This window comes from Candidatus Poriferisodalis sp., assembly GCF_965204125.1.
GTDB lineage: Bacteria > Actinomycetota > Acidimicrobiia > Acidimicrobiales > Poriferisodalaceae > Poriferisodalis.
Map to the genome: position 1 here is coordinate 351,037 of NZ_OZ241968.1, position 24,176 is coordinate 375,212.

The 24,176-nt window shown below is 68.5% G+C and carries 21 protein-coding genes; 6 read left to right on the plus strand and 15 right to left on the minus strand.

The window, feature by feature from the left end; all coding sequences use genetic code 11:
* Positions 1–196 precede the first annotated feature (196 nt).
* The 3 genes from ACOGXD_RS01825 to cofE are packed head-to-tail and all read left to right on the plus strand — an operon-like array spanning position 197 to position 3,377.
* Positions 197–1,702 (plus strand): cell wall-binding repeat-containing protein, encoded by a 1,506-nt coding sequence (locus ACOGXD_RS01825; RefSeq protein WP_419916226.1) that lies wholly within the window; start codon positions 197–199, stop codon positions 1,700–1,702.
* Positions 1,699–2,670 (plus strand): 2-phospho-L-lactate transferase, encoded by a 972-nt coding sequence (gene cofD, locus ACOGXD_RS01830; RefSeq protein ID WP_419916227.1) that lies wholly within the window; start codon positions 1,699–1,701, stop codon positions 2,668–2,670. The genes ACOGXD_RS01825 and cofD overlap by 4 nt, the downstream gene beginning before the upstream one ends.
* Positions 2,667–3,377, plus strand: a complete 711-nt coding sequence (gene cofE / locus ACOGXD_RS01835) for a coenzyme F420-0:L-glutamate ligase (protein ID WP_419916228.1) — start codon at positions 2,667–2,669, stop codon at positions 3,375–3,377. The genes cofD and cofE overlap by 4 nt, the downstream gene beginning before the upstream one ends.
* On the opposite strand, the gene ACOGXD_RS01840 is transcribed toward cofE, so the two are convergent.
* From ACOGXD_RS01840 to ACOGXD_RS01870, 7 genes are all read right to left on the minus strand, one after another.
* Positions 3,374–4,426 carry a sugar phosphate nucleotidyltransferase gene (locus ACOGXD_RS01840; RefSeq protein WP_419916229.1) on the minus strand — a complete coding sequence of 351 codons (1,053 nt, stop codon included), beginning with the start codon at positions 4,424–4,426 and terminating at the stop codon, positions 3,374–3,376. The genes cofE and ACOGXD_RS01840 overlap by 4 nt on opposite strands.
* Positions 4,423–5,247 (minus strand): hypothetical protein, encoded by an 825-nt coding sequence (locus tag ACOGXD_RS01845; protein WP_419916230.1) that lies wholly within the window; start codon positions 5,245–5,247, stop codon positions 4,423–4,425. The genes ACOGXD_RS01840 and ACOGXD_RS01845 overlap by 4 nt, the downstream gene beginning before the upstream one ends.
* Positions 5,248–5,344: 97 nt before the next feature.
* Entirely contained in the window at positions 5,345–6,718 is a 1,374-nt protein-coding gene (locus tag ACOGXD_RS01850) for a UDP-glucose dehydrogenase family protein (RefSeq protein ID WP_419916231.1), read from the minus strand.
* Positions 6,715–8,316, minus strand: coding sequence for an LCP family protein (locus ACOGXD_RS01855; RefSeq protein ID WP_419916232.1), 1,602 nt, complete (start codon positions 8,314–8,316; stop codon positions 6,715–6,717). Before ACOGXD_RS01855 ends, ACOGXD_RS01850 begins: the two co-directional genes overlap by 4 nt.
* Positions 8,313–9,680 carry an FAD-dependent oxidoreductase gene (locus ACOGXD_RS01860; RefSeq protein ID WP_419916233.1) on the minus strand — a complete coding sequence of 456 codons (1,368 nt, stop codon included), beginning with the start codon at positions 9,678–9,680 and terminating at the stop codon, positions 8,313–8,315. Before ACOGXD_RS01860 ends, ACOGXD_RS01855 begins: the two co-directional genes overlap by 4 nt.
* A gap of 46 nt (positions 9,681–9,726) precedes the next feature.
* Positions 9,727–10,890: a molybdopterin-synthase adenylyltransferase MoeB gene (gene moeB / locus ACOGXD_RS01865; protein WP_419916234.1), complete on the minus strand. Its 1,164-nt coding sequence runs from the start codon at positions 10,888–10,890 to the stop codon at positions 9,727–9,729.
* Positions 10,891–10,980: 90 nt separating this feature from the next.
* The gene (locus ACOGXD_RS01870) at positions 10,981–11,799 is read right to left on the minus strand and encodes an SIR2 family NAD-dependent protein deacylase (protein ID WP_419916235.1); all 819 of its coding nucleotides are present in this window, start codon (positions 11,797–11,799) and stop codon (positions 10,981–10,983) included.
* Between the two features lie 161 nt (positions 11,800–11,960).
* Here ACOGXD_RS01870 and ACOGXD_RS01875 point away from each other — a divergent pair, with 161 nt between their 5' ends.
* Positions 11,961–12,677 carry a hypothetical protein gene (locus tag ACOGXD_RS01875; protein ID WP_419916236.1) on the plus strand — a complete coding sequence of 239 codons (717 nt, stop codon included), beginning with the start codon at positions 11,961–11,963 and terminating at the stop codon, positions 12,675–12,677.
* A gap of 7 nt (positions 12,678–12,684) precedes the next feature.
* Here the strand turns inward: ACOGXD_RS01875 and ACOGXD_RS01880 are convergent, their stop codons facing one another.
* Positions 12,685–14,181 (minus strand): leucyl aminopeptidase, encoded by a 1,497-nt coding sequence (locus tag ACOGXD_RS01880; RefSeq protein WP_419916237.1) that lies wholly within the window; start codon positions 14,179–14,181, stop codon positions 12,685–12,687.
* 126 nt (positions 14,182–14,307) lie between these two features.
* On the minus strand, positions 14,308–15,207 hold the full coding sequence (locus ACOGXD_RS01885) for a biotin--[acetyl-CoA-carboxylase] ligase (RefSeq protein WP_419916238.1): 900 nt from the start codon (positions 15,205–15,207) through the stop codon (positions 14,308–14,310).
* A gap of 81 nt (positions 15,208–15,288) precedes the next feature.
* Here ACOGXD_RS01885 and ACOGXD_RS01890 point away from each other — a divergent pair, with 81 nt between their 5' ends.
* A complete protein-coding gene (locus tag ACOGXD_RS01890) occupies positions 15,289–17,052 on the plus strand; it encodes an acetyl/propionyl/methylcrotonyl-CoA carboxylase subunit alpha (RefSeq protein ID WP_419916239.1) in 1,764 nt (587 codons plus the stop codon).
* Here ACOGXD_RS01890 and ACOGXD_RS01895 read toward each other — a convergent pair.
* From ACOGXD_RS01895 to ACOGXD_RS01920, 6 genes are all read right to left on the minus strand, one after another.
* Complete coding sequence (locus ACOGXD_RS01895) at positions 17,042–18,037, minus strand: glycosyltransferase family 2 protein (protein ID WP_419916240.1); 996 nt, start codon at positions 18,035–18,037, stop codon at positions 17,042–17,044. The genes ACOGXD_RS01890 and ACOGXD_RS01895 overlap by 11 nt on opposite strands.
* Before the next feature lie 72 nt (positions 18,038–18,109).
* A complete protein-coding gene (locus ACOGXD_RS01900; protein WP_419916241.1) occupies positions 18,110–18,895 on the minus strand; it encodes an ABC transporter permease in 786 nt (261 codons plus the stop codon).
* Positions 18,892–19,899, minus strand: a complete 1,008-nt coding sequence (locus ACOGXD_RS01905; RefSeq protein WP_419916242.1) for an ABC transporter ATP-binding protein — start codon at positions 19,897–19,899, stop codon at positions 18,892–18,894. The genes ACOGXD_RS01900 and ACOGXD_RS01905 overlap by 4 nt, the downstream gene beginning before the upstream one ends.
* Entirely contained in the window at positions 19,899–20,849 is a 951-nt protein-coding gene (locus ACOGXD_RS01910) for an ABC transporter permease (protein ID WP_419916243.1), read from the minus strand. The genes ACOGXD_RS01905 and ACOGXD_RS01910 overlap by 1 nt, the downstream gene beginning before the upstream one ends.
* The gene (locus tag ACOGXD_RS01915; RefSeq protein WP_419916244.1) at positions 20,846–21,793 is read right to left on the minus strand and encodes an ABC transporter ATP-binding protein; all 948 of its coding nucleotides are present in this window, start codon (positions 21,791–21,793) and stop codon (positions 20,846–20,848) included. Before ACOGXD_RS01915 ends, ACOGXD_RS01910 begins: the two co-directional genes overlap by 4 nt.
* A 51-nt stretch (positions 21,794–21,844) precedes the next feature.
* Positions 21,845–23,230 (minus strand): 4-hydroxyphenylacetate 3-hydroxylase N-terminal domain-containing protein, encoded by a 1,386-nt coding sequence (locus tag ACOGXD_RS01920; RefSeq protein WP_419916245.1) that lies wholly within the window; start codon positions 23,228–23,230, stop codon positions 21,845–21,847.
* Between the two features lie 116 nt (positions 23,231–23,346).
* On the opposite strand from ACOGXD_RS01920, the gene ACOGXD_RS01925 reads away from it, so the two are divergent.
* Positions 23,347–24,171 carry an enoyl-CoA hydratase/isomerase family protein gene (locus ACOGXD_RS01925; protein WP_419916246.1) on the plus strand — a complete coding sequence of 275 codons (825 nt, stop codon included), beginning with the start codon at positions 23,347–23,349 and terminating at the stop codon, positions 24,169–24,171.
* Positions 24,172–24,176: the final 5 nt, after the last annotated feature.

Here is a 24,176-nt window from a genome sequence, read left to right on the forward strand (position 1 = left end):
CCGGTTCTCCGGTTACAGGGCAGGCGTGTAGGGGCGCAGTTCAGGGTACGGGTCGCCGCCGATGCTGTGAAGTCAGCCCCTGAGGCGAAGCCGTGGCCCGAGCGGCCCGTGAGCCCTATCGCATGAGAATCGGGAACAAGAGCGGGAAGGACAGCCCTCACCCGCATGGACGACGGGTTCCGGTACGGTGCCGCGGATGGCACGCCGCCCGCATCTCGGCTGGTATCGCCCGTCGCGGGCGGCAGCGGCGATGTTGCTGGCGGCAACAGCGATCGTCGGGACCGGAAACGCAGCGGGAGCTGCGTCACGTGTCGATTCGGACCGGCTGTGGGGTGCCGACCGCTATGAGACCGCAGCGAAGATCGCCGAGGAGTATGCAGCCGCCGCTGGTCCCATCGACACGGCCATCGTGGCCTCCGGCGAATCCTTCGCCGACGCGCTGGCAGCCACCCCGCTGGCACGCGTGCACAATGCACCGATCCTGCTGTCGCCGCCCGATGAGCTGCACCCCGCAACCCGCGATTTCATCCAGCGGCACCCGATCGACGACATCATCATCGCCGGCGGCACCACTGCCATTTCCGATGACGTCGAAGATGCGCTGGCCGGCTTGATCAGCGGCAGACCCGGCCGGCTGGAGGGTTCCGACCGCTACCGGACCGTGGTCAACATCGCCCGCGAGATCGAAGTCCGCGAGATCGGTGATTACTGCGGGGATGGGCGCCGTACTGCTCTGCTGGCGACCGGGGAGAAGTTCGCCGACGCCCTGGCACTGTCGCCGCTTGCCTTCTCCGGCCCGCATCCCGTGCTGCTCACCGAGCCCGGCCGGCTGCCGACGGCGGTCAAGAACTTCACCGCCGACTACTCGATCCAACAGGTGCTGATTGCCGGCGGACCGGCGGCGGTCGCGCCCTCGGTCGAGACTGAGCTCACCGCTGCAGGCATCAGAGTGCAGCGCCTGTGGGGTCAGGACCGATTCGAGACGGCCGCCGAGATCGCCGGAGCGCTGGCAGACCGCTGCTTCGGGTCCGATGAGTTCGGCCTCGCCGATGGCCGGAAGTTCCCCGACGCACTGGTCGGCGGCGCACTGCTAGGTCTGCGACGGGCACCGCTGCTGCTGTCCGAGCCGGTGCTGCCCGATGCGACACGCAGATTCCTGGCCGGCCCGGTTCCCGATGCGGGCACCGTACAGCTCACGGTCTTCGGCGGGCCCGTCGCAGTGTCCGATTCCGCAGCGGCGGCGGCAGCCGATGCGCTGAGAGGCCTGGACCGCGAGTGCGATCCCCGCGCAGATACACCCGGTGTTCCCCGCGACGTGTCGGTGCAGCCGCTCAACGGTGCCCTCGAGATCCGCTGGGAGGCCCCGGCAACGGTCGGCAGCAGCGGACCGTCCGGCTACCGGATCAGATACCGGCCTGTCGGGGGTCAGTGGATGAGGCTGCGCGACGTCAGCTCGCCTGCCACGATCTTGGGACTCCAGAACACGGCTCTCTATGAGGTGCAGGTACGGGCCGACGGCAGTGGCTATGAGGTGTGGAGCCCGAGCAGCTACGCAACGCCGTCGGATGCGGCAGGTGTCGCAGCACCGTCGGCTCCGGGCAGCACGAGCCGCAGCCTGCGTGCCGCCGCTGTGTCGCTGGCCGCCGGCCAGCAGGCCAACACAGCAGCACCAGACTGCCCACCCGGACCAGCCTCGGCATGACCGCCCCGAACTCTCGAGCCGTCGCCGTGCTGGCCGGAGGTGTCGGCGCCGCCCGGTTCCTCAGCGGGCTGCTGCGCGTCTGCCGGCCTGCGGATGTCACCGCAATTGTGAATGTCGGCGACGACTTCACGCTGCACGGCCTGCACATCAGCCCCGATCTCGACACGGTCACCTACACGCTCGCCGGCCAGATCAACCCCGAGACCGGCTGGGGCCGCGCCGGCGAGACCTGGCGTGTGCTCACCGAGCTGGGGCGGCTCGGCGGGCAGGACTGGTTCAAGCTCGGCGATCTGGATCTTGCGCTGCACCTGTTCCGCACGCAGCGACGCAGCGAGGGCGCATCGCTGTCGCAGGTCACCGGCGAGATTGCTGCCAATTTCGGGCTCGAGCTGACGCTGCTGCCGGTCAGCGACGATCCCATCGCCACCCGCATCACGCCGTCTGAGCCTGACGGGGCTGCGGAGATCGACTTCCAGGACTATTTCGTCGCGCAACAGCACGGCATCGCCGTGCGCTCGGTTCGCTTCGCAGGCATCGAGCGGGCCAGGCCCGCGCCGGGTGTGCTGGACGCCTTGAGCACTGCCGGCACGGTGGTGGTCGCGCCGTCGAACCCGTTTGTCTCGATCGGCCCCGTCATCGACGTGCCGCAGGTGCGCGAGACGCTGAGCAGCCGGCGCGCCAGCGTCGTCGCCGTGTCACCCATCGTGGGCGGCGCATCGATCAAGGGGCCTGCCGGCGCCATGATGCGCGAGCTGGGTCACGAGCCCAGCGTGGTCGGCGTGGCGCGGCTCTACGCCGGATTCGCAGGCACGCTGGTGATCGACCACGCTGACACCGAACTCGCTCCCGCCGTCGCCCAGGCGGGGATGACGCCGGTGGTGACCGACACGATCATGGCCGACCCCGACCGTGCGGCCGGACTGGCCCGAGCGACGTTGGAAGGCGTCAGCGCAAGAATGAGCACATGACCATCGAACTGCACCCGCTCGAAGGCATCGGCGAAATCACACTCGGTGCTGATCTCGGTGCCGTCATCGCGAGCGCCTGCGAGGCGTCACCCGCCGGCCTACGCGACGGCGACGTACTCGTCGTGACGCAGAAGATCGTCTCCAAGGCCGAGGGCGCCATGGAGCAGATCGACCCCGAGGACCCGCTGTCGCACAAGCCGCTGGTCGAGCGCGAGTCGGTCCGCATCCTGCGCCGGCGGGGCGACCTCATCATCAGCGAGACCAAGCACGGATTCATCTGCGCAAACGCAGGCATCGATCTGTCCAACGTCGAACGGGGCTACGCCGCGCTGCTGCCCGACGACAGCGACCGCTCCGCCAACAAGATCCGAGACCGCATACGGGCGCTGTCGGGCTGCGCCGTCGGGGTGATCATCTCCGACACATTCGGGCGCCCTTGGCGGCGCGGCGTCACCGATGTGGCCATCGGCTGCGCGGGCATCGCCGCCGTCGTCGACCTGAAGGGCACGGCCGATGCGCTGGGGCGGGAGCTGATGGTCACCGAAGTGTGCGTGGCCGACGAGATCGCCTCTGCTGCCGACTTGGTGTGCGGCAAGGCACGGGGTGTGCCGGTTGCGATCGTGCGCGGAGTCGACCCGAGCTGGCTGCGGCGTGCCTCGGTGCGCTCGGAGATCGTCAGGGATCCCGCCGAGGACCTGTTCCGCTAGCTGTCAGACACCGGCTCGGGCGGCGGTTGGCGCTGTGCGCGCAGCACGGCACCAGGGGCGACCTGCTCGCCGCTGCCGACCACCGAGTAATCGCAGAGTGTTGCCCCGGCTCCCACGACAGCGCCCGCGCCGAGCACCGAGTCGATCACGATGGCGCCGGCGGCGAGGCGGCAGCCATCCCCCACCACTGACCGCTGCACCACAGCACCAGCTCCGATCTCGCACCCGCGGCCGATGACCGACGTGCGCATCTGCGCGTCGGGATGAAGCCCGTCCGACGACGCCGCGATGCCATCGATCACCCTGGCGGCGCCACGGCGGCCAGCGAGAATGTCCAAGTTGGCAGCGAGGTACTGCTGCGGCGTGCCCGTGTCGAGCCAGTACGTGTCGGCAACCAGCGCTGCCAGCGCCCCGTCCGCGACTATCTGGGGGAAGATCTCCCGCTCGATGGAGACGGGCCGGTCGGGCGCGATGCGATCGAGCACCGCCGAGGTCAGCACGTAGGTCCCAGCGCTGATCGTGGGCCGTTCGCCTCCTCGCGGCAGCGCTGCAGGGGCCCAACCCGGTTCCGGCTTCTCCGAGAACGACAGCACCCGGCCCGATGGATCGGTCACCACGAGGCCGTATGGCGACGGATCGGCCACCGGCTGCAGCGCGATGGTGGCTTCCGCTCCCGAACTGGCATGAAGGCTCACAAGTGCGCCCACGTCGAGGTCGGTCAGCACGTCGCCGTTCAGCACCAGAAAGGTGCCCGTGATGTCGCTGGCCTCCGCGGCAAACCGCACAGCGCCCGCCGTGCCGCGCGGGCCAGGCTCGACGGCCACTTGGTATGCGAGCTGCCCGATGCGACCATGCGGGTAGGCCGCGGTGAACGCCTCGGCCCGGTAGCCCAGCGAGAGCACGATCTCATCGACCCCGTGGCGGTGCAGATGCTCGCAGACCCACTCGATCATCGGACGCCCGCACACCGGCAGCATCTGCTTGGGGGTGTCGTTGGTCAGCGGCCGCAGCCGGGTGCCGAAGCCGCCCAGCAGCAGGATCGCCCTCACTCAGCGGGCTCGGAGGTCTCCGAGGGCTCCGACGTGGCCGGAAGGTCGCCCTCGACCGGCTCAGTCCCGCTGCCGTCGTCGAGCACCGGTCCTTCTTCGGTAGAGCCATCGATCAGGGGCTGATCCTCGGGCGGCAGATTGAGGTAGGCCCGCAGGAATGCGTCGTCTGGTCGCGGAACGTCCGCGTTCTCCACGCTCGGGTGGACGAAAGCGAACACAAAGATCTGGCCGTCGTCGAGGAAGCGCACATCGCGCAGATCCTCTGTGAACGCCAGCGCCTTCTCTGCCTGCAAGGTCTCCCAGCGCATGATGCGAAGCTCTGCGCCCGGTTCGGCGACGTCGGCGTCGTCGCTGTCGGGATCAGGGGATGCGCAGCCTTCGCCAGACTCGTCGAGGATGGTCCCGTCGGGCAGCTCGATCCTCGAGTCGGTCAGCTCGAACTCGATCTCGCGCATGAACGCACCCACGGTGGCGAACTGGCCCGTCACGCCGGTGTGGAACGGATGGATGTGGATGAGCCCGTCGCCATGCGTGTGGATGCCCGACTGGTCGTCGACGTCGTTGGGGTACAGGTCGAGGATGAAGTCGTCGCAGTCGTAGATCGCGTAGAGCGAGTGCCAGTGATCGCCGAGCCGCGGCGGGCCTGCCGGGGCATTCGACGACCGCTCGTTGCGTGCCACCAGGATCAGCACCACGCCCAAGAGGACGACGAGCAGCATCGCCGCCGGGAACAGGATGTCGCGCCGGGGTCGAAAGCTCCTGCCGCTCCCGCCGGCGCTCGCTGCTTTGGCAACCTTTTTGGCAGCGGCTGATCTCGCCATACGGGGCGACAAGCTACCGGCGCTCGGGGCTAATGGGTGCGCCCGCCGCGGGGGGCGGCAGGGGGTTCAGCGGCGGCTGTGCCGTCCGCGCCGGCGCTCAGCGCCGGCCGAGACCCTCGTAGGTGAAGCCTGCGGCGCGCAGCTGGTTGGCGTCGAGCAGGTTGCGGGCGTCGACGACGCGAGCCGCGGCCATCTCCGATGCGGCCCGCTCCCAGTCGAGGGCCGCGAACTCAGGCCACTCGGTCAGCACGACGGCCACATCGGCGCCATGCAGGGCTTCGAACGCTGAGTCTCGAACGTGCAGGACCGCGGGCAGCTGTGACGCGATATCGGGCCGGTCGTCGAGGTTGCTCAGGGCCGGGTCGTACGCCACGAGGCGTGCACCGGTCGCGCTCAGCCGCTCGGCGACCCGCAGTGCGGGAGAGCCGCGCAGGTCATCGGTGCCGGCTTTGAAGGTGAGACCCATCACCGCCACGGTGACACCGTCGAGATCAACAGATCCCGGGGCTCCATCACCGGCAGCCGGATCCGTCACCCGGTCTGGCCCGCCCACGACCATCCGGGCGACCTTCGCCACCACCCGGTCGAGCTGCTGCTCGTTGACCGCGATGACGCCTTCGAGCAGGTCGAAGACGTACCCGGCGTCGTTGGCGACCGATACCAAGGCGCGGGTGTCTTTCGGCAGGCACGAACCGCCCCAGCCGGGGCCGGGCTGCAGGTACGCCGAGCCGATGCGGTGATCGGTGCCGACGCCCGCAAGAACCGTGTCGACGTCGGCGCCGACCGCCTCGCAGACGGCGGCCAGCGCATTCACGAACGAGACCTTGGCGGCCAGAAAGGCATTTGCCGCGTACTTGACGGTTTCGGCCGAGGTCGGATCGCTCAGGATGACCGGTGCTTCCACACGGGCATACAGCGCCGCGACCCGGCGTGCCACCGAGAGATCTTCGGCCCCGATGACGATCCGGTCGGGTGACAGGAAGTCGGCCACCGCCGAGCCCTCCCGCAGGAACTCGGGATTCGACGCCAGCGCCACATCGGTGCGCCCGAGCGCCGCCGCAATCTTGGGCGCTGTTCCCACCGGCACGGTCGACTTCGTCACCACCACCGAGCCGGGCTGCAGGCGAGGTGCCACCGAATCGAGCGCTGCCAGCAAGTAGCTGAGCTCTGTTTCGCCGTCGGCACGCAACGGAGTCGGCACGCAGACGAAGACGAAGTCGCACGTGGCCGCAACGGCTTCGGCCGAGATCACGAACCGGAGGCGTCGCGCAGCGATGCCTTCAGCGACGAGCCGATCCAGATCGGCTTCGCGAATGGGCACCACGCCAGCCGACAGGGACGCCACCTTGGCCCGGTCGATGTCCGCGCAGATGACGTCATGGCCGAGGTGGGCGAAGCACGCCGCCGTCGTGAGGCCGACGTAGCCCGCGCCGACGACGAGGATGCGTTGCTCGGGCGATGTGCCGCTCATGGCGCCAGCTGGTCGGCGGAAGGCACGTCGACCCTCCGGTGGCCGGGATCGATGCGAGGCGGCTCGTCGCCGACGTGCAGGATCACCGTGGTTGCGTCAAGCTCGGCATGGCCGGCGAAGTCTGGCACAGGCAGCAGGTGACTGGCCAGCAGGCCGGCAGCGAGCCGTCCCTGCGGGGCCAGATACACGACGGTGCCCGCCAGCCCGTCCGAGATGCCCTCCGGCATCGGCCCCGCTGCCTGCGCATCGAATCCCAGTTCGCTCAGCTCTGCAGCCACCTGGTGCCGCGCCGTCCCGGTCACCTGCACTCGCACCCGCGACTCCACGATGTCGTCCCAGCCGATGCCCCGGAACACGTCCAGTACCCGTTGATTGTGCTCAGCGCGCTGCGGATCGAGCCCGAGCGACCATCTCACTGGGTCGTGCACGTCAACGACCCGCAGCTCGTAGTCCTCGACGTCGGCATCGACGTCGAGGCCGGCGAACTTGTCCGCGAGTCTCCGGCCGTCGTTCACGATGCTCAGCGTGTCGGACGTGGACAGGTGGTCGGCTGCGATGTCCAGCACTGCGAGCAGATTGATCGGGTTGGCAAGCAACGCGGGTGCGACTTGCGCAGCTGCGACGCGCATGAATTCGCGCTGGCGGTCGGTGCGGGCGAGGTCATTCCAGGCGCCGTGCCGCTGCCAAGTCCCGTCAGGCAGCTGTTCCTCGAGATGACGGCTGCGGACATATGCAAGCGCCTTCCTGCCGTCGAGGAGATGGGTGCCCGCCCCGGTGACGAACCCGCTCCGGCTCTCCGTCGGATCGGTGGCGTTCTCTTTCGGCTGGTCTCGCAACGGCCGGTCGAAGGTCATCTCGACGCCGCCGACGGAGTCAACCAGCCGCAAAAAGGCCTGGAAATCCGCCTCGACAAAGTGCTGCAAGGTGATGTCGAGGTTCTCCTCGACCGTGTCGATCAAGCGCGCAGCGCGCGCTGCCGTGGTGCGGTCACGGTTGTAGGCGCTGTTGATCTTGGCCATGACGCCGGTGCCAGCGATATCGCTCGTGCCGGCGATCTCGGCCGCCAAGTCCCGCGGGATGGACATCATCGCCGCCGTGCCGTCGTCGCGCAGGCGGATCACCATGATCACGTCCGCGAGCCGGTTGTAGTCCGAGTGCCCGGCGCGCAGCGGATCGTCGGCAGCGAGTCCCACGGGGCTGTCGGTGCCGACGAGCAGGTAGTTCTCCCCGGTTGGACCACCCGGCAGTACCGGCTGACCAGCGGACCGGTCCGCAATTCCTGACGAATCCGACACGGCATCCGACTCGTCACCCGCCGAAACGTCGTCGCCAACGGCACCCGCTTCGTCACTGCTCATGCCGCTGCCGGCCGAGCTGTCAGGATTCGCCGCCATCGTGGCCGGCTGCTCGATCAGCACGTCGGCGGCGGTCACCGGCTGCTGGGGAGCAGATGTCAGCACATCGGCCAGCTCGTGCCGTTCGATCCGCCCGAGCTGCAGCAGCACGAATGCAGACGCGCCGGTCGCGGCCGCTCCGGCGAGGGTCAGCACCGCCAGCGAGATCAGAATGAGGCGAGTCCGCCAGCTGCGGTGGCTCACTCAGCTGCCTCGGAGAGGGCCTCGCTCAACGACGGATACACGAACAAACTCTCGGCGATGTCCTGGACGCGCAGGTTCGCGCTGACAGCGAGAGCCACCACGGAGATCAGCTCGGCCGCGTGCCGACCCACGATGGAACCGCCCAGCACCTGGCCGGTCAGCGGATCGGAGACGATCTTCACGAAACCCCGGGGGTTCTCCTCGATCAGTGCCTTGGCGTTCGCGCCGAACGGCACCTTGGTGACGCGGATCTTGCGACCAGTGGCAAAGGCCTCCGCCTCGGCGAGTCCGACATCGGCGATCTCGGGCTCGGTGAAGATGGCCGATGCCGCTTTGTCGTAGTCGAGATGGCGGTGGGGGCGGGTCTCGTGCAGGCCCATGGCGTGCTCCACGATCTTGCGTCCCTGCATTGCCGCCACCGACGAGAGCGGCAGCTTGCCCGACAGGTCGCCCGCCGCATAGATGCTCGGCACCGACGAGCACAGGTTGTGGTCGACATCCACATAGCCCTCGCCGTCGACTCGCACCTCGGTGTTCTCCAAGCCCAAGCCGTCGCTGTTGGGGATCGAGCCGATGGCGAGCAGGGCGTGCGTGGCGCGCACCGTGCGGCCGTCGCTGCACACGACCTCGACCGCGTCGCCGTCACGCACGATGTTCACCGCACGTGCGCCCTTGAGCATGGCGACGCCGAGATCACTGAAGGTCTGCTCCAGCACTGCGGCGGCTTCGGGGTCTTTGTGGGGCAGCACTTGCTGTCGGCTCACGATCAGCGTGACTTGGGAGCCCAGCGAGGTGAACATGTGCACGAACTCGACGCCGGTCACCCCCGAGCCCACCACGACAAGGTGCTCGGGCAGCTCTGCGGGCGGGTAAGCGTCCCGGGTGGTCAGGACCCGCTCGCCGTCGATGGGCGCCCACTCGGGGATGCGGGGCCGGCTGCCGGTCGACAGCACGACGACATCGGCCGACAGCTCCACGGCTCCGTCGGCGGTATCTGCGCAGACTTCGTTGGGCCCGAGCAGGCGGCCCGAGCCCGACAGTATCCGCACACCCTGGCTGACCAGCATCTGCCGGGCAACCTCAGCGAGGCGGTCCTCGATGTCGCCGATGCGCTGGCGAAGGTGCGGGGTGTCCACCGATGTGGACACATTGGCGAGGCCCAGCTCGTCGAGATGACCGGCGAAGCTGAGCGCCGAGCCGGTGGCGATCATGGTCTTGGACGGCACGCAGTCGCGCAGGTGGGCGGAGCCGCCCACGATGTCGCGCTCGATCAGCGTCACGTCTGCGCCGTAGCGCGCCGCATAGGTAGCCGCCGAGTGACCCGCCGGGCCACCGCCGATCACGACGAACCGCTTCTGGGCCATGGTCCCGCAGCGTACCGGTGCCCCCCGGCCCCGCTGCCGTCGCGGCTTAGCTCAGCGTGGGGCTGCAGAGACCGTCGAGCTCGCTGACGGTGATGCGCTCACGGTTGGCGTAAGTGACCTCATTGGCGGGGTCAGCACGCAGCCGGAATTCGCGGAAGGTCATCTCCAGCGAGTCGAAGGCGACGATGCGGCCCGACAGCGAATCACCGACACCGAGGATCAGCTTGATGGTTTCGAGCGCTTGGATCGAGCCCACGATTCCCGGCAGCACCCCGAGCACACCGGCTTCCGCGCACGACGGGGCAAGTTCTGCCGGCGGGGGCTCGGGCAGGTAGTCGCGATAGGTCGGCCCATGCTGCGGGTCGAACACGGTGACCTGGCCCTCGAAGCGGAAGATCGAGCCGTGCACTATGGGTATGCCCAGCTTGACGGACGCATCGTTGAGCAAGTACCGGCTCGGGAAGTTGTCGGCGCCGTCCACGATCACGTCCCAGCCCGACAGGATCTCCAGCACATTGTCGGCGCCGAGCCGCGTGTCGTAGGTGACCACGTTGACGTCCGGGTTCAGCGCGGTCAGCGTCTTCTTGGCCGAGTCGACCTTGCGGTCGCCGACGCGGTCGACGTTGTGGAGAATCTGGCGCTGCAGGTTGGACTCGTCGACCACATCCATGTCGATGATGCCGAGCGTGCCGACACCGGCAGCTGCCAGGTAGAGCGCAGCCGGCGAGCCGAGGCCGCCCGCGCCGAGCATGAGCACCTTGGCGTCGAGCAGCTTGAGCTGTCCGGCTTCGCCCACCTCGGGCAGCAGCAGGTGTCGCTGGTACCGGTTGCGCTGCTCGGCACCGAGCGAGGCCGGGGTGGACCACGGCCGGCCTTCGTCCTTCCACTGGCCGAAGCCGCCGTCCATGGACACCGCGTTCGGGTATCCCAGTTCGGCGAGCGTCTTTGCGGCAAAGGCCGAGCGCACGCCGCCGGCGCAGTAGACGATGATCTCGGCGTCGTGATCGGGCAGCCGGTTCTCTATCTGCGCCTCGAGGTGGCCGCGTGGGATGTGGATCGCGTCGGCAAGCGCACCCTGCTCGTACTCGTCGGGCTCGCGCACATCGAGCACCACCGGAGAACGGTCGGCGATCCACTCTGCCGCCGTGGCCGTCGTGATCTCGGTGATCTCGCGCTTGGTCGCTGTCAGCAGTTCGCGGAACGAGGGCATCGGGGCCTCCCTGTTCGTCGCCCGGTGTCTGGAACGATGGAGTCACGTTCGATAACGCCCAGTCCCCAGACCAGGCTCAGGCCCTAAATCCTACCCAACAGGTCGGGTTTTAGCGCCGCCGCAGATCTGGGGGAGCACTTCGGAGATGGATCGACGGAGCACCATGTCGGCGAGGTGGTCCATCTCGGTGGGCTCCGCATTGACGATCACGACACGCGCACCCGCCGATTTGGCCGCTGGCACCACCGCCGCGATGGGATACACGGCCAGCGTCGTTCCGACGGCCAGCATCAGGTCGCAGTTCTCGGCTGCGATCTGCGCACGCAGCAGGTCTCGCGCCACGAGCTGCTGGCCGAAGCTGATCGTGGCGCTCTTGAGAATCCCGCCGCACTGCGGGCACGGCGGGTCGTCCTCGCCGAGCCGCACTCGGTCGAGCACCACGCCCATGTCCGCGCGGTAGTCGCACTCCAGGCATGCGACCTCGCGGATGGTGCCGTGCACCTCCACGATCTTGTCGGGGTCCGAGCCGGCGTCGTGGTGCAGCCCGTCCACGTTCTGCGTCAGCAGCGACACCAGCTTGCGGCGGCGCTCGAGCTGCACCAGGGCTCGGTGCCCGTCGTTGGGCTCGGCACCCCACGCACGGTGATCCATGCGCGCCCGCCAGGCCAGCACGCGCACCTCGGGATCAGCCAGGTAGTTCTGCAGCGTCGCCTGCTTCTCAGCAGCGGGGTTCTTGGTCCATACGCCATTGGGACCGCGGAAGTCCGGGATTCCCGAGTCGGTGGAGATCCCGGCGCCGGTCAGCACCGTGATGGCGTTCGCCTCATCGATCCACCCGGCCACCGTTCGAACGTCGTCATCGGTGTCGGAACCCGCATCAGGCCCGCGGTCCGTCTCGGCTGGGCTCATGCCTCACAGTCTGACTGATCGCCGGGTACCAGGTTTGACGAGATTTGTGTGATTAAAAGTATATTTCATGTTGTATAAGTATGTTTTGATATACAGCACGTCAACCGCTCACGAACGCCGGTCCCGGCCGGACGCGACACGACACGCTGAAGGAGACCTCGATGCGAACCGACCACATGCCGACGACTCCCCCGCCCGCGACTGCCAGCAGCGAGGCTGCAGCGGTCAACCTGCAGCTCGTCGGCGGCACGGCGACTGTGCCGAGCGAGCCGCTGGTCCCAGCGGCCACAAGCGAGCCTTTGCGTGTCCTGCTGGCGCGGCCGTGGGATGACCCCAGCTTGCGACGCCGTGGCCACGATCCGCGCTCGGCCTACGTGGAGCGCTTCTGGGTCGCCATCCTGGGCCCGAGCGCCGTCTGGTTTCTGCGTCTGCTCGCACGGGAGTTCGACGAACTGGCCCCAGGAGAAGACCTGCGACTCGATCTCGACTCCACCGCCCGGCGACTCGGGCTTCAGCACCGCGGAGGCCGCACGAGCAGTTTCATGCGCACCATCGACCGCTGCGCCATGTTCCACCTGGCGCAGTTCGCCGATGATGCCGTGCTGATGGTTCGCCGCCTGCTGCCGCCCGTGCCACGCCGGCTGTACGACCGGATGCCCCAAGAGCTGCGCGATGAGGTCGGACGCTGGTCGCGCACCGACGGGCGTGCGGACTTCTCAGTCGGCGAGACCCGCCTGCTCGCGTCGTGCATGTTGATGCTCGGCCACGGCCTGCACGAATCAGCCGAGCGCCTGGTGACGCTGGGGCTCGCGCCTCATGCCGCAAACGAGGCAACGGCATGGGCATGGGCGCAGCGATGCACCCGCCGCGGCGGCTAGCGCCCGGTCACCAACCGCAGATCAGCTCCACCAGCGTGCGCACACCGAAGCCGGACGCTCCCTTGGACAGCTCGCCGGCGTCGGCGTCGGTACGCACGGGTCCCGCGATGTCGAAGTGCACCCATGGCGTCTCGCCCACGAACTCTGACAGGAACAGGCCTGCGTGGAGCGTGCCCCCGTAGCGGTTCTTGCCGATGTTGCGCAGGTCGGCGATCGGCGAGTCGAGCTGCTCGCGGTACTCCGGCGGCAGCGGCAGATGCCAGAGCAACTCGCCGGCGGCGCTTGCCGCAGCCTCGGCACGCTCGATCGCTGCCGGGTCGTTGCCCATGAGCCCGCCGTACTTGTCGCCGAGCGCCACCATGCAGGCACCCGTCAGCGTGGCGAGGTCGACAACCAGGTCTGGCTCCTCTTCGACCGAGAGCGACAGACCGTCAGCGAGCACGAGCCGACCCTCGGCGTCGGTGTTCAGCACTTCCACGGTCTTGCCGTTGCGGATGCGCAGCACATCGCCGGGCTTGGTGGCCGTGGGTCCGGGCTGGTTGTCGGTGCAGCAGCAGATGCCCGTGACCGCGACATCGGGCGCCAGCCGGACGATCGCGCTCATCGCGCCGATGACGGCGGCAGCGCCGCCCATGTCGATCTTCATCCACTCCATGCCCTCGAACGTCTTGAGGTTGAGCCCGCCCGTGTCGAATGTGATGCCCTTGCCGACGAGGTGCACAGTGGCGCGCGGCTCAGCGGTCGGCTGCCAGCGCATGCGGATGAGCGCCGGTGGCTCTGTGGAGCCCGCGTTGACACCCAGGAGCCCACCGCATCGCTCCGCCTCCAGTCGTTCGCGGTCCCACACCTCCACCGATGCAGTGCCGGCCGCGGGATCGCCGTCTGCAGAGGCCGCCTCGATGGCCTCGGTTGCGGCGTCGGCGAGGCCGCTCGCGGTGAGCGCGCCGGCTGGCTGGTTGACGAGGTCGCGGGCCAGGGCAATGCCGCCGGCCACAGCGGCGGCACGGCCGACGGCTGCCGTCGTGTCGGTGCCGTCGGGCGCTGCGAGCACAACGCGGCCGAGCGCGTCGGCTTCGGGCGGTTCGCCTTTGTGCTCGTTGAACCCGTAGGAGGCCAGGAGCATGCCTTCGACCACTGCCGCGAGTGCGACATCGGCACCGAGATCGTCGGCCGCAGCGGCCGCCAGTGCTGAGGTCAGCGAGTCGACCTTCGATGCCGCCCGCCAGAGATTCGCCGCCGCCTTGCGAACGTCCGCTGCAGTGAGATCGTCCGAACCGAGCCCGACGGCGATGGGCATGGTGTCGTCAGCAGCGCCGGCGATGCCGGCCATCAGCGCGGTGCTGCCCGCTGCGCCATCGAAGCCGCTGGCTGCCAGGTAGTTGGACGTGGCTCCCAGCGTGTCCAGCGCATCGCTGCGCACCGGCCTGTCCGCGGCGGCAGTGGGCGGCGCAGCAGCGGGGTCGGTCACCACCTCGAAGGCGTCTGTTGAAACAGTCAGCGGCACAGCGTCCTCACTCTGTCGGGGGTATCACGAGCGACGGCAAGCGCAGCCCGCACTGCGGTTCTACCCGACGCCGACGCTCAACGCAGCAGATGTCTGTCGCGCGCCGATCGGGGGCCGTGTTTCGCTTCACGCCGGGCGCAGGTGCACCACGTCGCCGACTGCCACCGTATGGACCGCCCCGGCGTCGTCGGTGATCAGCAATCTGCCTTCGGCATCGAGGTCGCCCGCCACACCTTCGAGGCTGTTGCCATCGCCCGTCGTCGCATCAAGTGAGACGCGCACGCGATGACCGAGCGTGGCGGAATTCCGGCGAGCCTCGTCCAGCACGACGGATGCTCCGGCGCCGTCAGCGGCGCGGCACAGCAACTCGTAGCGAGCCTCCAGACCCTCGAGCACCCGGCGTGCCAGCAGCGTGCGGTCCACCGGCGCCCCCGATTCCAGGTTCAGGCTGGTGGCGACGCCTTCCAGCTCCGCGGGCACCTCCGGCCAGCCGGTGTTGAGGCCCATGCCCACGACCAGCGCAGACAGCAGTCCCCGCGTGCTGATGGACTCGGCCAAAATGCCCGCCAGCTTGCGATCGTGGCGAACGGCGCCGTGGCCGGCCGCGTCGTGGCCGGCCGCGTCAGGACCCGTCGGGCCAGCTATCACGAGATCATTGGGCCACTTCAGCCGCGGCCGTACGCCGCTCACCTGCTCGCACGCGTCGGCGGCGGCCAGCCCGACGGCAAGCGTCACCAAGGCCGCCCGGGCCGGAGGCAGCAGGTCCGGCGGCGGGCGCAGCAGCACCGACATCATGAGCGAGGTGCCCGGCGGCGCCGTCCAGCGGCGACCGCGGCGACCGCGGCCGGCGGTCTGCAGATCGGCGATCAGCACCATTCCTTCGGGTGCCCCCCGGCGGGCCCGATCGAGCAGCTCGGTGTTGGTGGAGCCGATCTCGTCGTGCCACTCGACCTCGACGAAGCGGGTGCTAGCGACCGACCTGAAGTGCGGTGAGTCGAATTGCGCCGGGTCGTGCTCGGCAGGCACGCAGCGACAGTACCGGTAGCGAACATGAGCAGGGAGCAATAGCGTCGCCCATCTATGTCCGGCAATTTGGGGACCTGATCCGTGTTCAGCAAGCTCCTCATCGCCAACCGGGGCGAGATTGCGGTGCGTGTCATCCGAGCGTGCCGCGAGCTGGGCATTCCGTCGGTCGCGGTGTACAGCGAACTGGACCGTGACGCCATGCATGTGCGGCTCGCGGACGAGGCGTTCGCCCTTGGCGGCCAGACCGCGGCCGAGAGCTACCTCAACACCGAGGCGATTCTCGATGTCATCGGCCGTTGCGGCGCCGATGCAGTCCATCCCGGGTACGGCTTCTATTCCGAGAACGCCGACTTCGCCCGCGCCATCACCGAGCGGGGCGTCACGTTCGTGGGGCCGCCGCCCGAGGCCATCGAGGTGATGGGCGACAAGATCTCGGCCCGCTTGGCTGCCGAACGTTCCGGCGTCGCCGGCGTGCCCGGCACCACCGAGGTGATTACCTCCACCGACGAAGTCGCAGCGTTCGGCGACGAACACGGCTACCCCATCGCCATCAAGGCGGCCTACGGGGGCGGCGGCCGCGGCATGAAGGTTGTCGGCAGCCCTGACGAGATCGAAGCCGCCCTGGCATCGGCGCAGCGGGAGGCCGAGGCGTTCTTCGGCCGCGGAGAGTGCTACATGGAGCGCTACCTCACCTGGCCCCGCCACATCGAGATGCAGGTCATCGCCGATCACCACGGCAACGCCGTGTGGCTGGGCGAGCGTGACTGCTCTGCACAGCGCCGGCACCAGAAGCTGGTGGAGGAGAGCCCCGCTCCCCTGCTCGACGATGCCGTCCGCAAGGCAATGGGCGACGCGGCGGTGGCCGTGGCCCGTGGCTGCAACTACACGAACGCCGGCACGGTGGAGTTCCTCTACCAGGACGGCGAGTTCTTCTACCTGGAGATGAACACGCGCCTGCAGGTGGAACACCCCGTCACCGAGATGGTGACCGGCATCGATCTAGTGCGCGAGCAGATCCGGGTGGCCGCTGGGGAGCCGCTGTCGTTCACGCAGTCGGAGGTCACCTCGGTCGGTCATGCGATCGAGGCGCGTATCAACGCCGAGGATCCCGCGGGCGGTCGCTTCCTGCCGTCCCCGGGCTCGCTGACGTCACTGGTGGTGCCGGACGGTTTCGGCATTCGCTGGGACGGCGGATACGAGGCCGGCGACACCGTCAGCCAGTACTACGACAACCTCATCGGCAAGCTCGTCGTGTGGGGCTCCGATCGCCCGACCGCCATCGCCCGCATGCAGCGGGCCCTCAGCGAACTGAGCGTCGGCGGCGTCGCGACAACTGCGGCGGCGCACTCACGGATCATGGCCTCAGACGACTTCCAGGCCGGCATCCACAGTACGAAGTGGGTAGAAGAACGGCTCGACCTGAGCGGCGTGACCGGCAAGACCGACGCAGAACCTCCCGCTGCACCCGACGGCGAAGACACACCGCGCGTGCGACGCGATGTCGTGGTGGAGGTAGACGGCAAACGGTTCTCGGTGAGCGCGTGGGTGCCCGAATCGGCACCAGCCGCCAACGCGGCCAACACGGCTGCTCGCCCGCGTCGCGCGAGCGGCGGCGCTTCTGCGGGCGCCGGTACCGGTCAAGTGACCGTGCCGATGCAGGGGACCATCGTCAAGATCCTCGTGGAGATCGGCCAGGAGGTCACGGCCGGCGAGGGGGTGGTGGTGCTCGAAGCCATGAAGATGGAAAACAGCATCAACGCCGACCGCTCGGGCACCGTCACCGAGATCAAGGTCGAGCCGGGCGACACCGTGGGCGCCGGCGACGTGGTGGTCGTTATCTCGTAGCTTCGGAACCCGGCCGGGTTCGACGCTCTGCTTCCTTGAGCGCTCCGACGTCGAGTTCTATAGCGCGGACGCGGCGCAGAGTTCGTTCTGCTATGACGCGGTTGGCGCGCAGCAGGTCGGCCAGGACGCCGAGCATCACGAGCTGCATGGCCACGAGCAGCGCGACGGCGCCGATGATGAGCGACTGCACATGACCTGAGCCGTCCGAGGTCACCAGGAACCACCCGAAGCGGGCGAACAGGAAGATGCCGACCGCAGCGAACAGTGCCGCAGGCACGGCGAAGACCCGCAGCGGTTCGTGCATCGCATAGACGCGGGCGATGGTGCCTGCCGCCCTGCGCACGTACTGGCGCTTGGACTTGAACAAGCGCGACGGCCGGGTGGTGGGATTCACCCGCACCGGCACATCGGTGACCGCTAGGTCCGACTTGCCGGCCTGGATCACCGTCTCGAGCGTGTAGGTGAACCGTGACACGACGTTCGCCGCGAGCGCAGCCTCCCGGCTGTAGGCCCGGAACCCCGAAGTCACATCGGCCACGTCGGTCGCAGATGCTTGGCGGACGGTCCACGAGCCGAGCCGCTGCAGCCGCTTCTTGAGCGGCGAGAACTCCGGGTGATTGCGGATGTCGCGCGAGCCGATCACCAGGTCAGCGCGGCCGGCCACGATCGGCTCGGTCAGCTTGCTGATGTCGCCCGCGTCGTACTGGTTGTCGCCGTCGGTGTTCACGATCACGTCGGCGCCCATGCGCAGCGCCGCATCGATGCCGCTGGCGAAGGCCACGGCGAGCCCCTTGTTCTGCGTGAGGCTGACGACGGCGTCGGCGCCGTGGTTCCGAGCCACCTTCACCGTGTCGTCGGTGGAGCCATCATCGATGACCAGCCACAGCACCTCGCTGAAGCCCTCCACTCGGCGCGGCAGTGCGCTCAGTGTTGCTCCCAGTGTCTCCGCCTCGTTGAGGCAAGGGATCTGGATGACCAGCCGCACCCGCCCATTGTGTCGGGTAGACCCGACACAAGAGAACTCAGCGTCGGGCGCACCCGCTGCGGAGACGACAGGTCAGTCGACGTTGAGGCGGGCGAGGCGCACGGCGGCGAGGGCGAGACTGACGGCGGAGACGGCGGCCAGCACGACGACTGCGGTAACGAGCCCGTAGGTGGTGAAGCCGAGATCGATGTCGGCGATTCGCGCCAGCACCGAACGGGCGTAGCCGCGCAGCGACAGGCGCTCGGCAAAGTCGCCGAGACCCACCGCCAGGCCCTCCCACAGCAGCACATAGGCGATCCCCCACAGAACGGCCTTGCGGAACAGCAAGCCCAGCAGGACGAACAGGCACGAATAGGCGACGGTCCCCAGCGCCGCAGCTGCCAGCGCGCCCAGCGCGACGCCGCCTGAGTCTGCAACAAAGTCGGTCGCGAGCCAGCCGCCCAAAGCAGTCGGTATGACGCACAGCGGCAGCGAAACCGTGACGGCCGCAGCAGCAGCAGCCACCACCAGCGGAGCACGGCCCATGGGGCGCAGCCACAGGTACACGAGCGTGCCGTCATCGCGGACATCGCCCAGCGAGGCTGCGGCGAACACCAGGGAGACGATGGGAACGATGATGATCAGGCCGAAACCGTCGGCATAGTTGGCTCCGTCGAACAGCGCCCCTTCATTGGCGGGGGCGCCGCCATTCGTGGAGTTGCCCACCACCCAGCCGACCACGACCATGATGGCCCCGAGCGCGCCGAGCGCCGCCAGGCGACCAACGGAGACGATCTGGCGAATGAGTACGCGGTAGCACAGGGCCGTCGCCCGTACAGCGCCGACACGGCGCGGCTGCGGGTCGAGCGCGGCGCTCATCGTCGTTCCACCAAGTAGCGGAAGACCGATTCGAGGTCTTCGTCGAGCGGGATGACCTCACGCAGCCGGGCGCCCAGGTCCTTCGCCAGCGGCGCGATCTCGCGTCCCAGGCGGTCCACCTCCAGCGTGTCCGCCACCACCACATCTCCGTCGATGTGCACCCCCACCACCGTGCCCGAGGTGACCAGCGCTGCGGCGAGATCGCGGGGCCTATCAGCCTCGATGCTGATGCGGTGCGGGCGGTCGTCCATCAGCTCCCGGAGTTCTCGGTAATCACCGCTGGCGACAAGGCGACCCTGGGCAATCACCAGGATTCGCGATCCGAGCCGGGCGACTTCCTCGAGCACATGAGACGACACGAGCACGCAGCGCCCTTGCGCGCCCAGCTCCTCGAGCAACTCGATCATGCGACGTCGCTGAACGGGGTCGAGGCCGTTGAGCGGCTCATCCAGGATCAGCACCTCGGGATCGTGAACGAGCGCGGCTGCCAGCTTCGTGCGCTGCCGCATGCCCTTGGAATAGCCCGACACCGGCCGACCATCGTCGGGGTCGAGTTCGACGATGCCCAGAGCGTGTCGCGCAGCCGCTTCGGGGTCGGTCACGCCCTGCGAAGCGGCTGCTACGGCGGTGAATTCGAGGGCGTCAAGCCGGTCGAACAGGGCGTCCTGCTGCGGTGACAGTCCGATCCGGCCTCTCACATCGCGGTCACTGCGGGCATCGGCTCCCAGCACGCGCACCGTTCCCCGCGATGGCGGGGTGAGCCCGCACATCATGCGGAACAGCGTCGACTTGCCTGCACCGTTGGGCCCCAGCAGTGCCGTGACACCGGCCCGGACGGCGAAGGTCACGTCGGACACGGCCACCACGTCGCCGAAGAACTTCGACACCCCGTGCACCTCCACCATGCCTGCAGGCGGCGCAGCCGAGGCAACGGCCGCGGCTCCCGGCTCGTCCGCGGCAACGTCGGGACGGGGAGCAGCCACGGGTCGAGGTCGAGAACTCATCAACCAGCCTCGATCCGGCGATAGCGCCACCACACCACCGCTGCTCCGGCCGCGAGCCAGGCGGCATTCACGGCCACGACGAACAGCGTGGACAGCTCGCTGATTCGCAGCCCCGGAGACGCGTCGTCTTCACCCAATTCCGGCGGTCCGACGCCGAAGATCCGATCTTTGAGCGCCTCGCTCATCTCGCTCAGGTTGAACGCGTAGATGCGAGGGTCCATCTCGGCCACTTCGACGAGCAAGCCGGTGACGAACTGTGAGCCCAGCAGGAGGAGGATGATGCCGATCACGGCGAATGCCCGCCGATCGGTCAAGCTCGAGATCGCCAGGCTGGCGGCAGTGATGGTGGCGGCAATGGCGATGCCGGATCCCAGTATCCGCACCAGCACTGTCAGCCAGTCGCCGAGTCCGTCGGGGCCCGAGCCCTCCACGGTGTAGGCAACGAGCAGGAACAGCAGCGGCCCCACGGTGATGACCGCCAGCGTCACAGTCACGGCGGCGGCCTTCGACGCCAAGTAGCTCCACAGGCGCAATGGCGTGGACAGATACAGCGACAGCATTCCGTTGCGGCGGTCGGCCACCAGGATCTCAGGAACCACGATCCCGCAGAAGAAGAACAGCGCCAGCTCGATGAAGCCGTAGTACTGGTGGTATTCGGGCAGGATGTTCTCGGAGATCAGATCGATGTCGAGCACCGTGGCGATGCCCACGAAGACGATTGCGGGAACCAAGGCGACCACCACGGCCAGCCACGGCAGGAACTTGTGCCTGGCCGGTCGCCCGAGCCCGAGCGTAAATCTCACCGAGGAGCCGACCAACGCGCGCATGGCGCCGGCGAGCCCATGGCGGGCGCCGCTGTAGGGCCGGTAGCGCTCGTCGAGAATCTGCGCGGCGTTGTCAGCTTCGGTCGCCTGGGCGCGAGCGTCGGCGGCTCCGGTTGCGTCGTTCATGTCGCCGACGCCTCGAACAAGTCGGCGAGCGTGCGCTGGCGGGCTTCCAGACGCCGGATGCGCGCCCCTGCATCGGCGACGGCATCGCGTGCCCGGTCGCTGAGCTCATCTCGTCCCGCGCCGCCGAGTCGTAGCACGGTGCCCGTGCGCTGCACATCGATGCCGGCGCTGCGCAGGGAGCTCTCGACCGCTTTGACGGTCCCTGCGGGCTCGACGATGTCGACCAGTTCCAGCGTGATGCCCTCGCCGTCGCCGACCAGTTCGGCGATCGGCCCGTCGGCGACCAAGCGCCCCGCGTCGAGGGCGACGATGTGGTCGCAGACCCGCTCGACCTCTTCCAGCAGGTGCGACGACAAGACCACGCTGACCGAGTGCTCGTTGCTGATCTCGCCGATGAGCGTGAGCATCTCGGTGCGCTGTGTGGGGTCGAGCCCCGAGGTGGGCTCGTCCAGCAGCACCAGCTCCGGGTCGGACGCGACGGCCTGCGCCAGCTTGACGCGCTGGCGCTGACCGGTGGACATGGTGCCGAGTGTGCGTGTGCGCTCCTCGCCGAGCCCGACCAGCCACAGGCTGTCCGATGCCCGGGTGCGAGCCTCGCTGCGGGGCAGGCCGCGTACCTGTGACAGATGGCGCACGAAATCGACGGCCCGCATCTCGTCGGGAAGCACGTCGCGCTCGGGGGCGAAGCCCACCTTGGCCCGCAATGCGGCGCCCTGGCTGCGGGGATCAAGCCCCAGCACCGTGGCCGAACCAGAGGTCGGCGGGCGCAAGCCGAGCAGCGCATTGAGCAGCGTGGTCTTGCCGGCGCCGTTCGCCCCGACGAGTCCGGTCACGCCGGGCCGCATCTGGATGTCGAGCGCGTCCAGCGCCACCGTTGATCCGAACCGCTGTGTCAACGCTGCCGTGGAGACGAGCACCGTCCCGGCAGCGGCAGCGTCGTTCACGCGCTCAACCTAGGCGCGCGGGATGTTTCGTCCCCGTCAAGGGAGCTGGAGTTAGTGATCCGCTTCAGCGAGACCCGCAACGGCCAGCGCCTTCTGCTTGGCGGCGTCGAGGTCGTAGTGCTTGCGGGTGACGATGCGCTGGGCATACAGGCCGCCGCCGGCCTGCAAATTGGTCACGAACTTCCAGCCGCCGTAGGAGTCGGCGGTGAGGTCGCGGATGGTGTGCATCAGGCGTGCCCGGTACTCGCCGTCGACATCGTGGCGGGTGGACATGTACTTGCGTGCCAGCGCGCCGACGTCGGGATTCTCAAAGTCGGCTGGCACCGGCGACGTCAGCACGGCACCGCCGGCGATGTCATGGAGGTGGCGCACCATGGCGCTGTAGTTCGCCGCCGCCTGGAACTTGCCGGCGTTGGTGTAGAGCTCATTGGGGAACGCCGCCCCCTCAGGTCCGATCGAGCAGTGAGCGATGGCCGCTTCCAGCGCAGCGCGGATCAGCGTGGCGTGGATGATCAACTCGGAGATCTTCTCCTTGACGTGGCCGATCCCCGCTGTGCCGTTGGCCTCGGCCACGAGCTGAGCCAGCCCGACGAGCTGGTCGGCTTCCTCCACGAAGGCCGACAGTCCGCCGAGGCGTTCCCACAGTCCCAGCGCATGGGCGAACACGGCGGCGTAGTGCGTCTCGCCATCGAGGAAGACGCGCTCGTGGGGCACGAACACGTCGTCGAAGATCACGAAGCCCTCGGGATAGTGGTGCTCGCCCGACACGGGGAACGCCCGGGGATCCTCGTGGCGGGGCGCGTAGGTGGTGTTGATGATCTTGACGCCGGGGGCGTTCACCGGCACCGAGCAGCCGATCGACCAGTCCTCCTCGCCGGGCTTCATGGCTTTGGTGGGGATGGTGAGCAGCTCGTGGCCGAACGAAGCGCCGGTGATGTGGAGCTTTGCACCGCGGATCACCACGCCGTCCCGCTGGCGATCCACCACGCGGACATACGAGTCGAGGTCGTCCTGGCGGGCCGGCGGCCGGCTGCGGTCGCCCTTGGCGTCGGTGATGCACTGGGTGATCCGCACGTCGTCGCCCTGCGCCTCGCTGATGAAGGCGTCCATCCGCTCGATGTAGTCGGGCTTGGAGTCGACCATGCGGCCTGCGGCGGTCTTCAGGGTTTGGATGGACGTGTAGGTGACGTGAGCCATCATCCCCGCCGAATGCAGCATCGGGATCATCTCGCGCAGATCGTCCGCGCTGCGCGGCACGGTCATCAGCGGCGACATGGCCTCGGGTGCCGGGTCGTAGAAGCGGTCATAGCCCGCGGCCGTGGCGTCGACCGTCTGGCCCAGGATCGGGTGGGTCTCCAGGTCGTCGATCTGCTTGCCCTCGAAGTACGTCAGGCGTCCGTCTGCGAGCGATTCCTTGTACTGCTGGCCGGTGCGCATCGTGAGCTCCCCATTTGTCACAGTTGCCGTGCGAGCGGCAGTCACGCTAGTGGCGCGCGGTGGAACCGGCCGGGGTCGGAGGTGACTGCAGGGGCCGGTGCGCTAGAACGGCACCCATGACGGATCCCTCCTACAAGGGCCCTGTGCCCGACATCTCCGACCCCGACGCAGCGGCGACGTACCAGCTCGACGGGCACGTCGCCACGATCACCTACAACCGGCCCGAGGCAATGAACGCCATCAACGGCGACATGCGACAGTGCCTGAACGCCGCGTGGATGGAGTTCTACAACAACCCCGACGCGTGGGTGGCCATCATGACCGGGGAGGGCCGGGCGTTCTGCGCCGGCGCCGACCTGCGCGATCCCACCCGGGGCTCGGCGGGAGTCTGGTCGGGGTCGTACTTCGAGATCCCCACCATCAACAGCCTCGAGAGCGGTCTCGAGCTGTACAAGCCGATCATTGCGGCCATCAACGGCGCGTGCATCGGCTACGGGCTCACCGGGGCCCTGGTGGCGGACTTTCTCATTGCATCTGACCGCGCCATCTTCGGTATGCCCGAGGTGAGGATCGGTGTGCCGACCATCGTGGGCTCCATGCGGATGCCGCACAAGATCGGCTGGGCGAACGCCATGGAGATCCTGCTGACCGGTGAGAACTTCGACGCCGAGCAAGCGCACGAGATGGGGCTCGCGTGGAAAGTCGTGCCGCACGACACGCTCATGGACGAAGCTCGCACCCTGGCCGAGCGCCTGTGCCAGGGAGCGCCCCTTGCCGTGCGGGCCGTGAAGGAAGTGGCGTGGCGCAGCCAGCGCATGGGCTGGACCGAGGCCCTGCGCATGGGCGAGTCGATCCGCAAGATCGTGGGCGACAGCGAAGACGCCAAGGAAGGCGGGCGGGCCTTCGCCGAGAAACGCCCGCCCGAATGGACCGGCGCCTGAGCGCT

Excerpts from the sequence above, each read along its gene's own strand:
- ACOGXD_RS01870 (WP_419916235.1), bottom strand. The coding sequence starts at position 11,799 with ATGAGCCCAGCCGAGACGGACCGCGGGCCTGATGCGGGTTCCGACACC.
- ACOGXD_RS01825 (WP_419916226.1), top strand. The coding sequence starts at position 197 with ATGGCACGCCGCCCGCATCTCGGCTGGTATCGCCCGTCGCGGGCGGCA.
- ACOGXD_RS01850 (WP_419916231.1), bottom strand. The coding sequence starts at position 6,718 with ATGAGCGGCACATCGCCCGAGCAACGCATCCTCGTCGTCGGCGCGGGC.
- ACOGXD_RS01900 (WP_419916241.1), bottom strand. The coding sequence starts at position 18,895 with ATGAGCGCCGCGCTCGACCCGCAGCCGCGCCGTGTCGGCGCTGTACGG.
- ACOGXD_RS01860 (WP_419916233.1), bottom strand. The coding sequence starts at position 9,680 with ATGGCCCAGAAGCGGTTCGTCGTGATCGGCGGTGGCCCGGCGGGTCAC.
- ACOGXD_RS01875 (WP_419916236.1), top strand. The coding sequence starts at position 11,961 with ATGCGAACCGACCACATGCCGACGACTCCCCCGCCCGCGACTGCCAGC.
- moeB (WP_419916234.1), bottom strand. The coding sequence starts at position 10,890 with ATGCCCTCGTTCCGCGAACTGCTGACAGCGACCAAGCGCGAGATCACC.
- ACOGXD_RS01920 (WP_419916245.1), bottom strand. The coding sequence starts at position 23,230 with ATGCGCACCGGCCAGCAGTACAAGGAATCGCTCGCAGACGGACGCCTG.
- ACOGXD_RS01905 (WP_419916242.1), bottom strand. The coding sequence starts at position 19,899 with ATGAGTTCTCGACCTCGACCCGTGGCTGCTCCCCGTCCCGACGTTGCC.
- cofD (WP_419916227.1), top strand. The coding sequence starts at position 1,699 with ATGACCGCCCCGAACTCTCGAGCCGTCGCCGTGCTGGCCGGAGGTGTC.
- ACOGXD_RS01845 (WP_419916230.1), bottom strand. The coding sequence starts at position 5,247 with ATGGCGAGATCAGCCGCTGCCAAAAAGGTTGCCAAAGCAGCGAGCGCC.
- ACOGXD_RS01910 (WP_419916243.1), bottom strand. The coding sequence starts at position 20,849 with ATGAACGACGCAACCGGAGCCGCCGACGCTCGCGCCCAGGCGACCGAA.
- cofE (WP_419916228.1), top strand. The coding sequence starts at position 2,667 with ATGACCATCGAACTGCACCCGCTCGAAGGCATCGGCGAAATCACACTC.
- ACOGXD_RS01925 (WP_419916246.1), top strand. The coding sequence starts at position 23,347 with ATGACGGATCCCTCCTACAAGGGCCCTGTGCCCGACATCTCCGACCCC.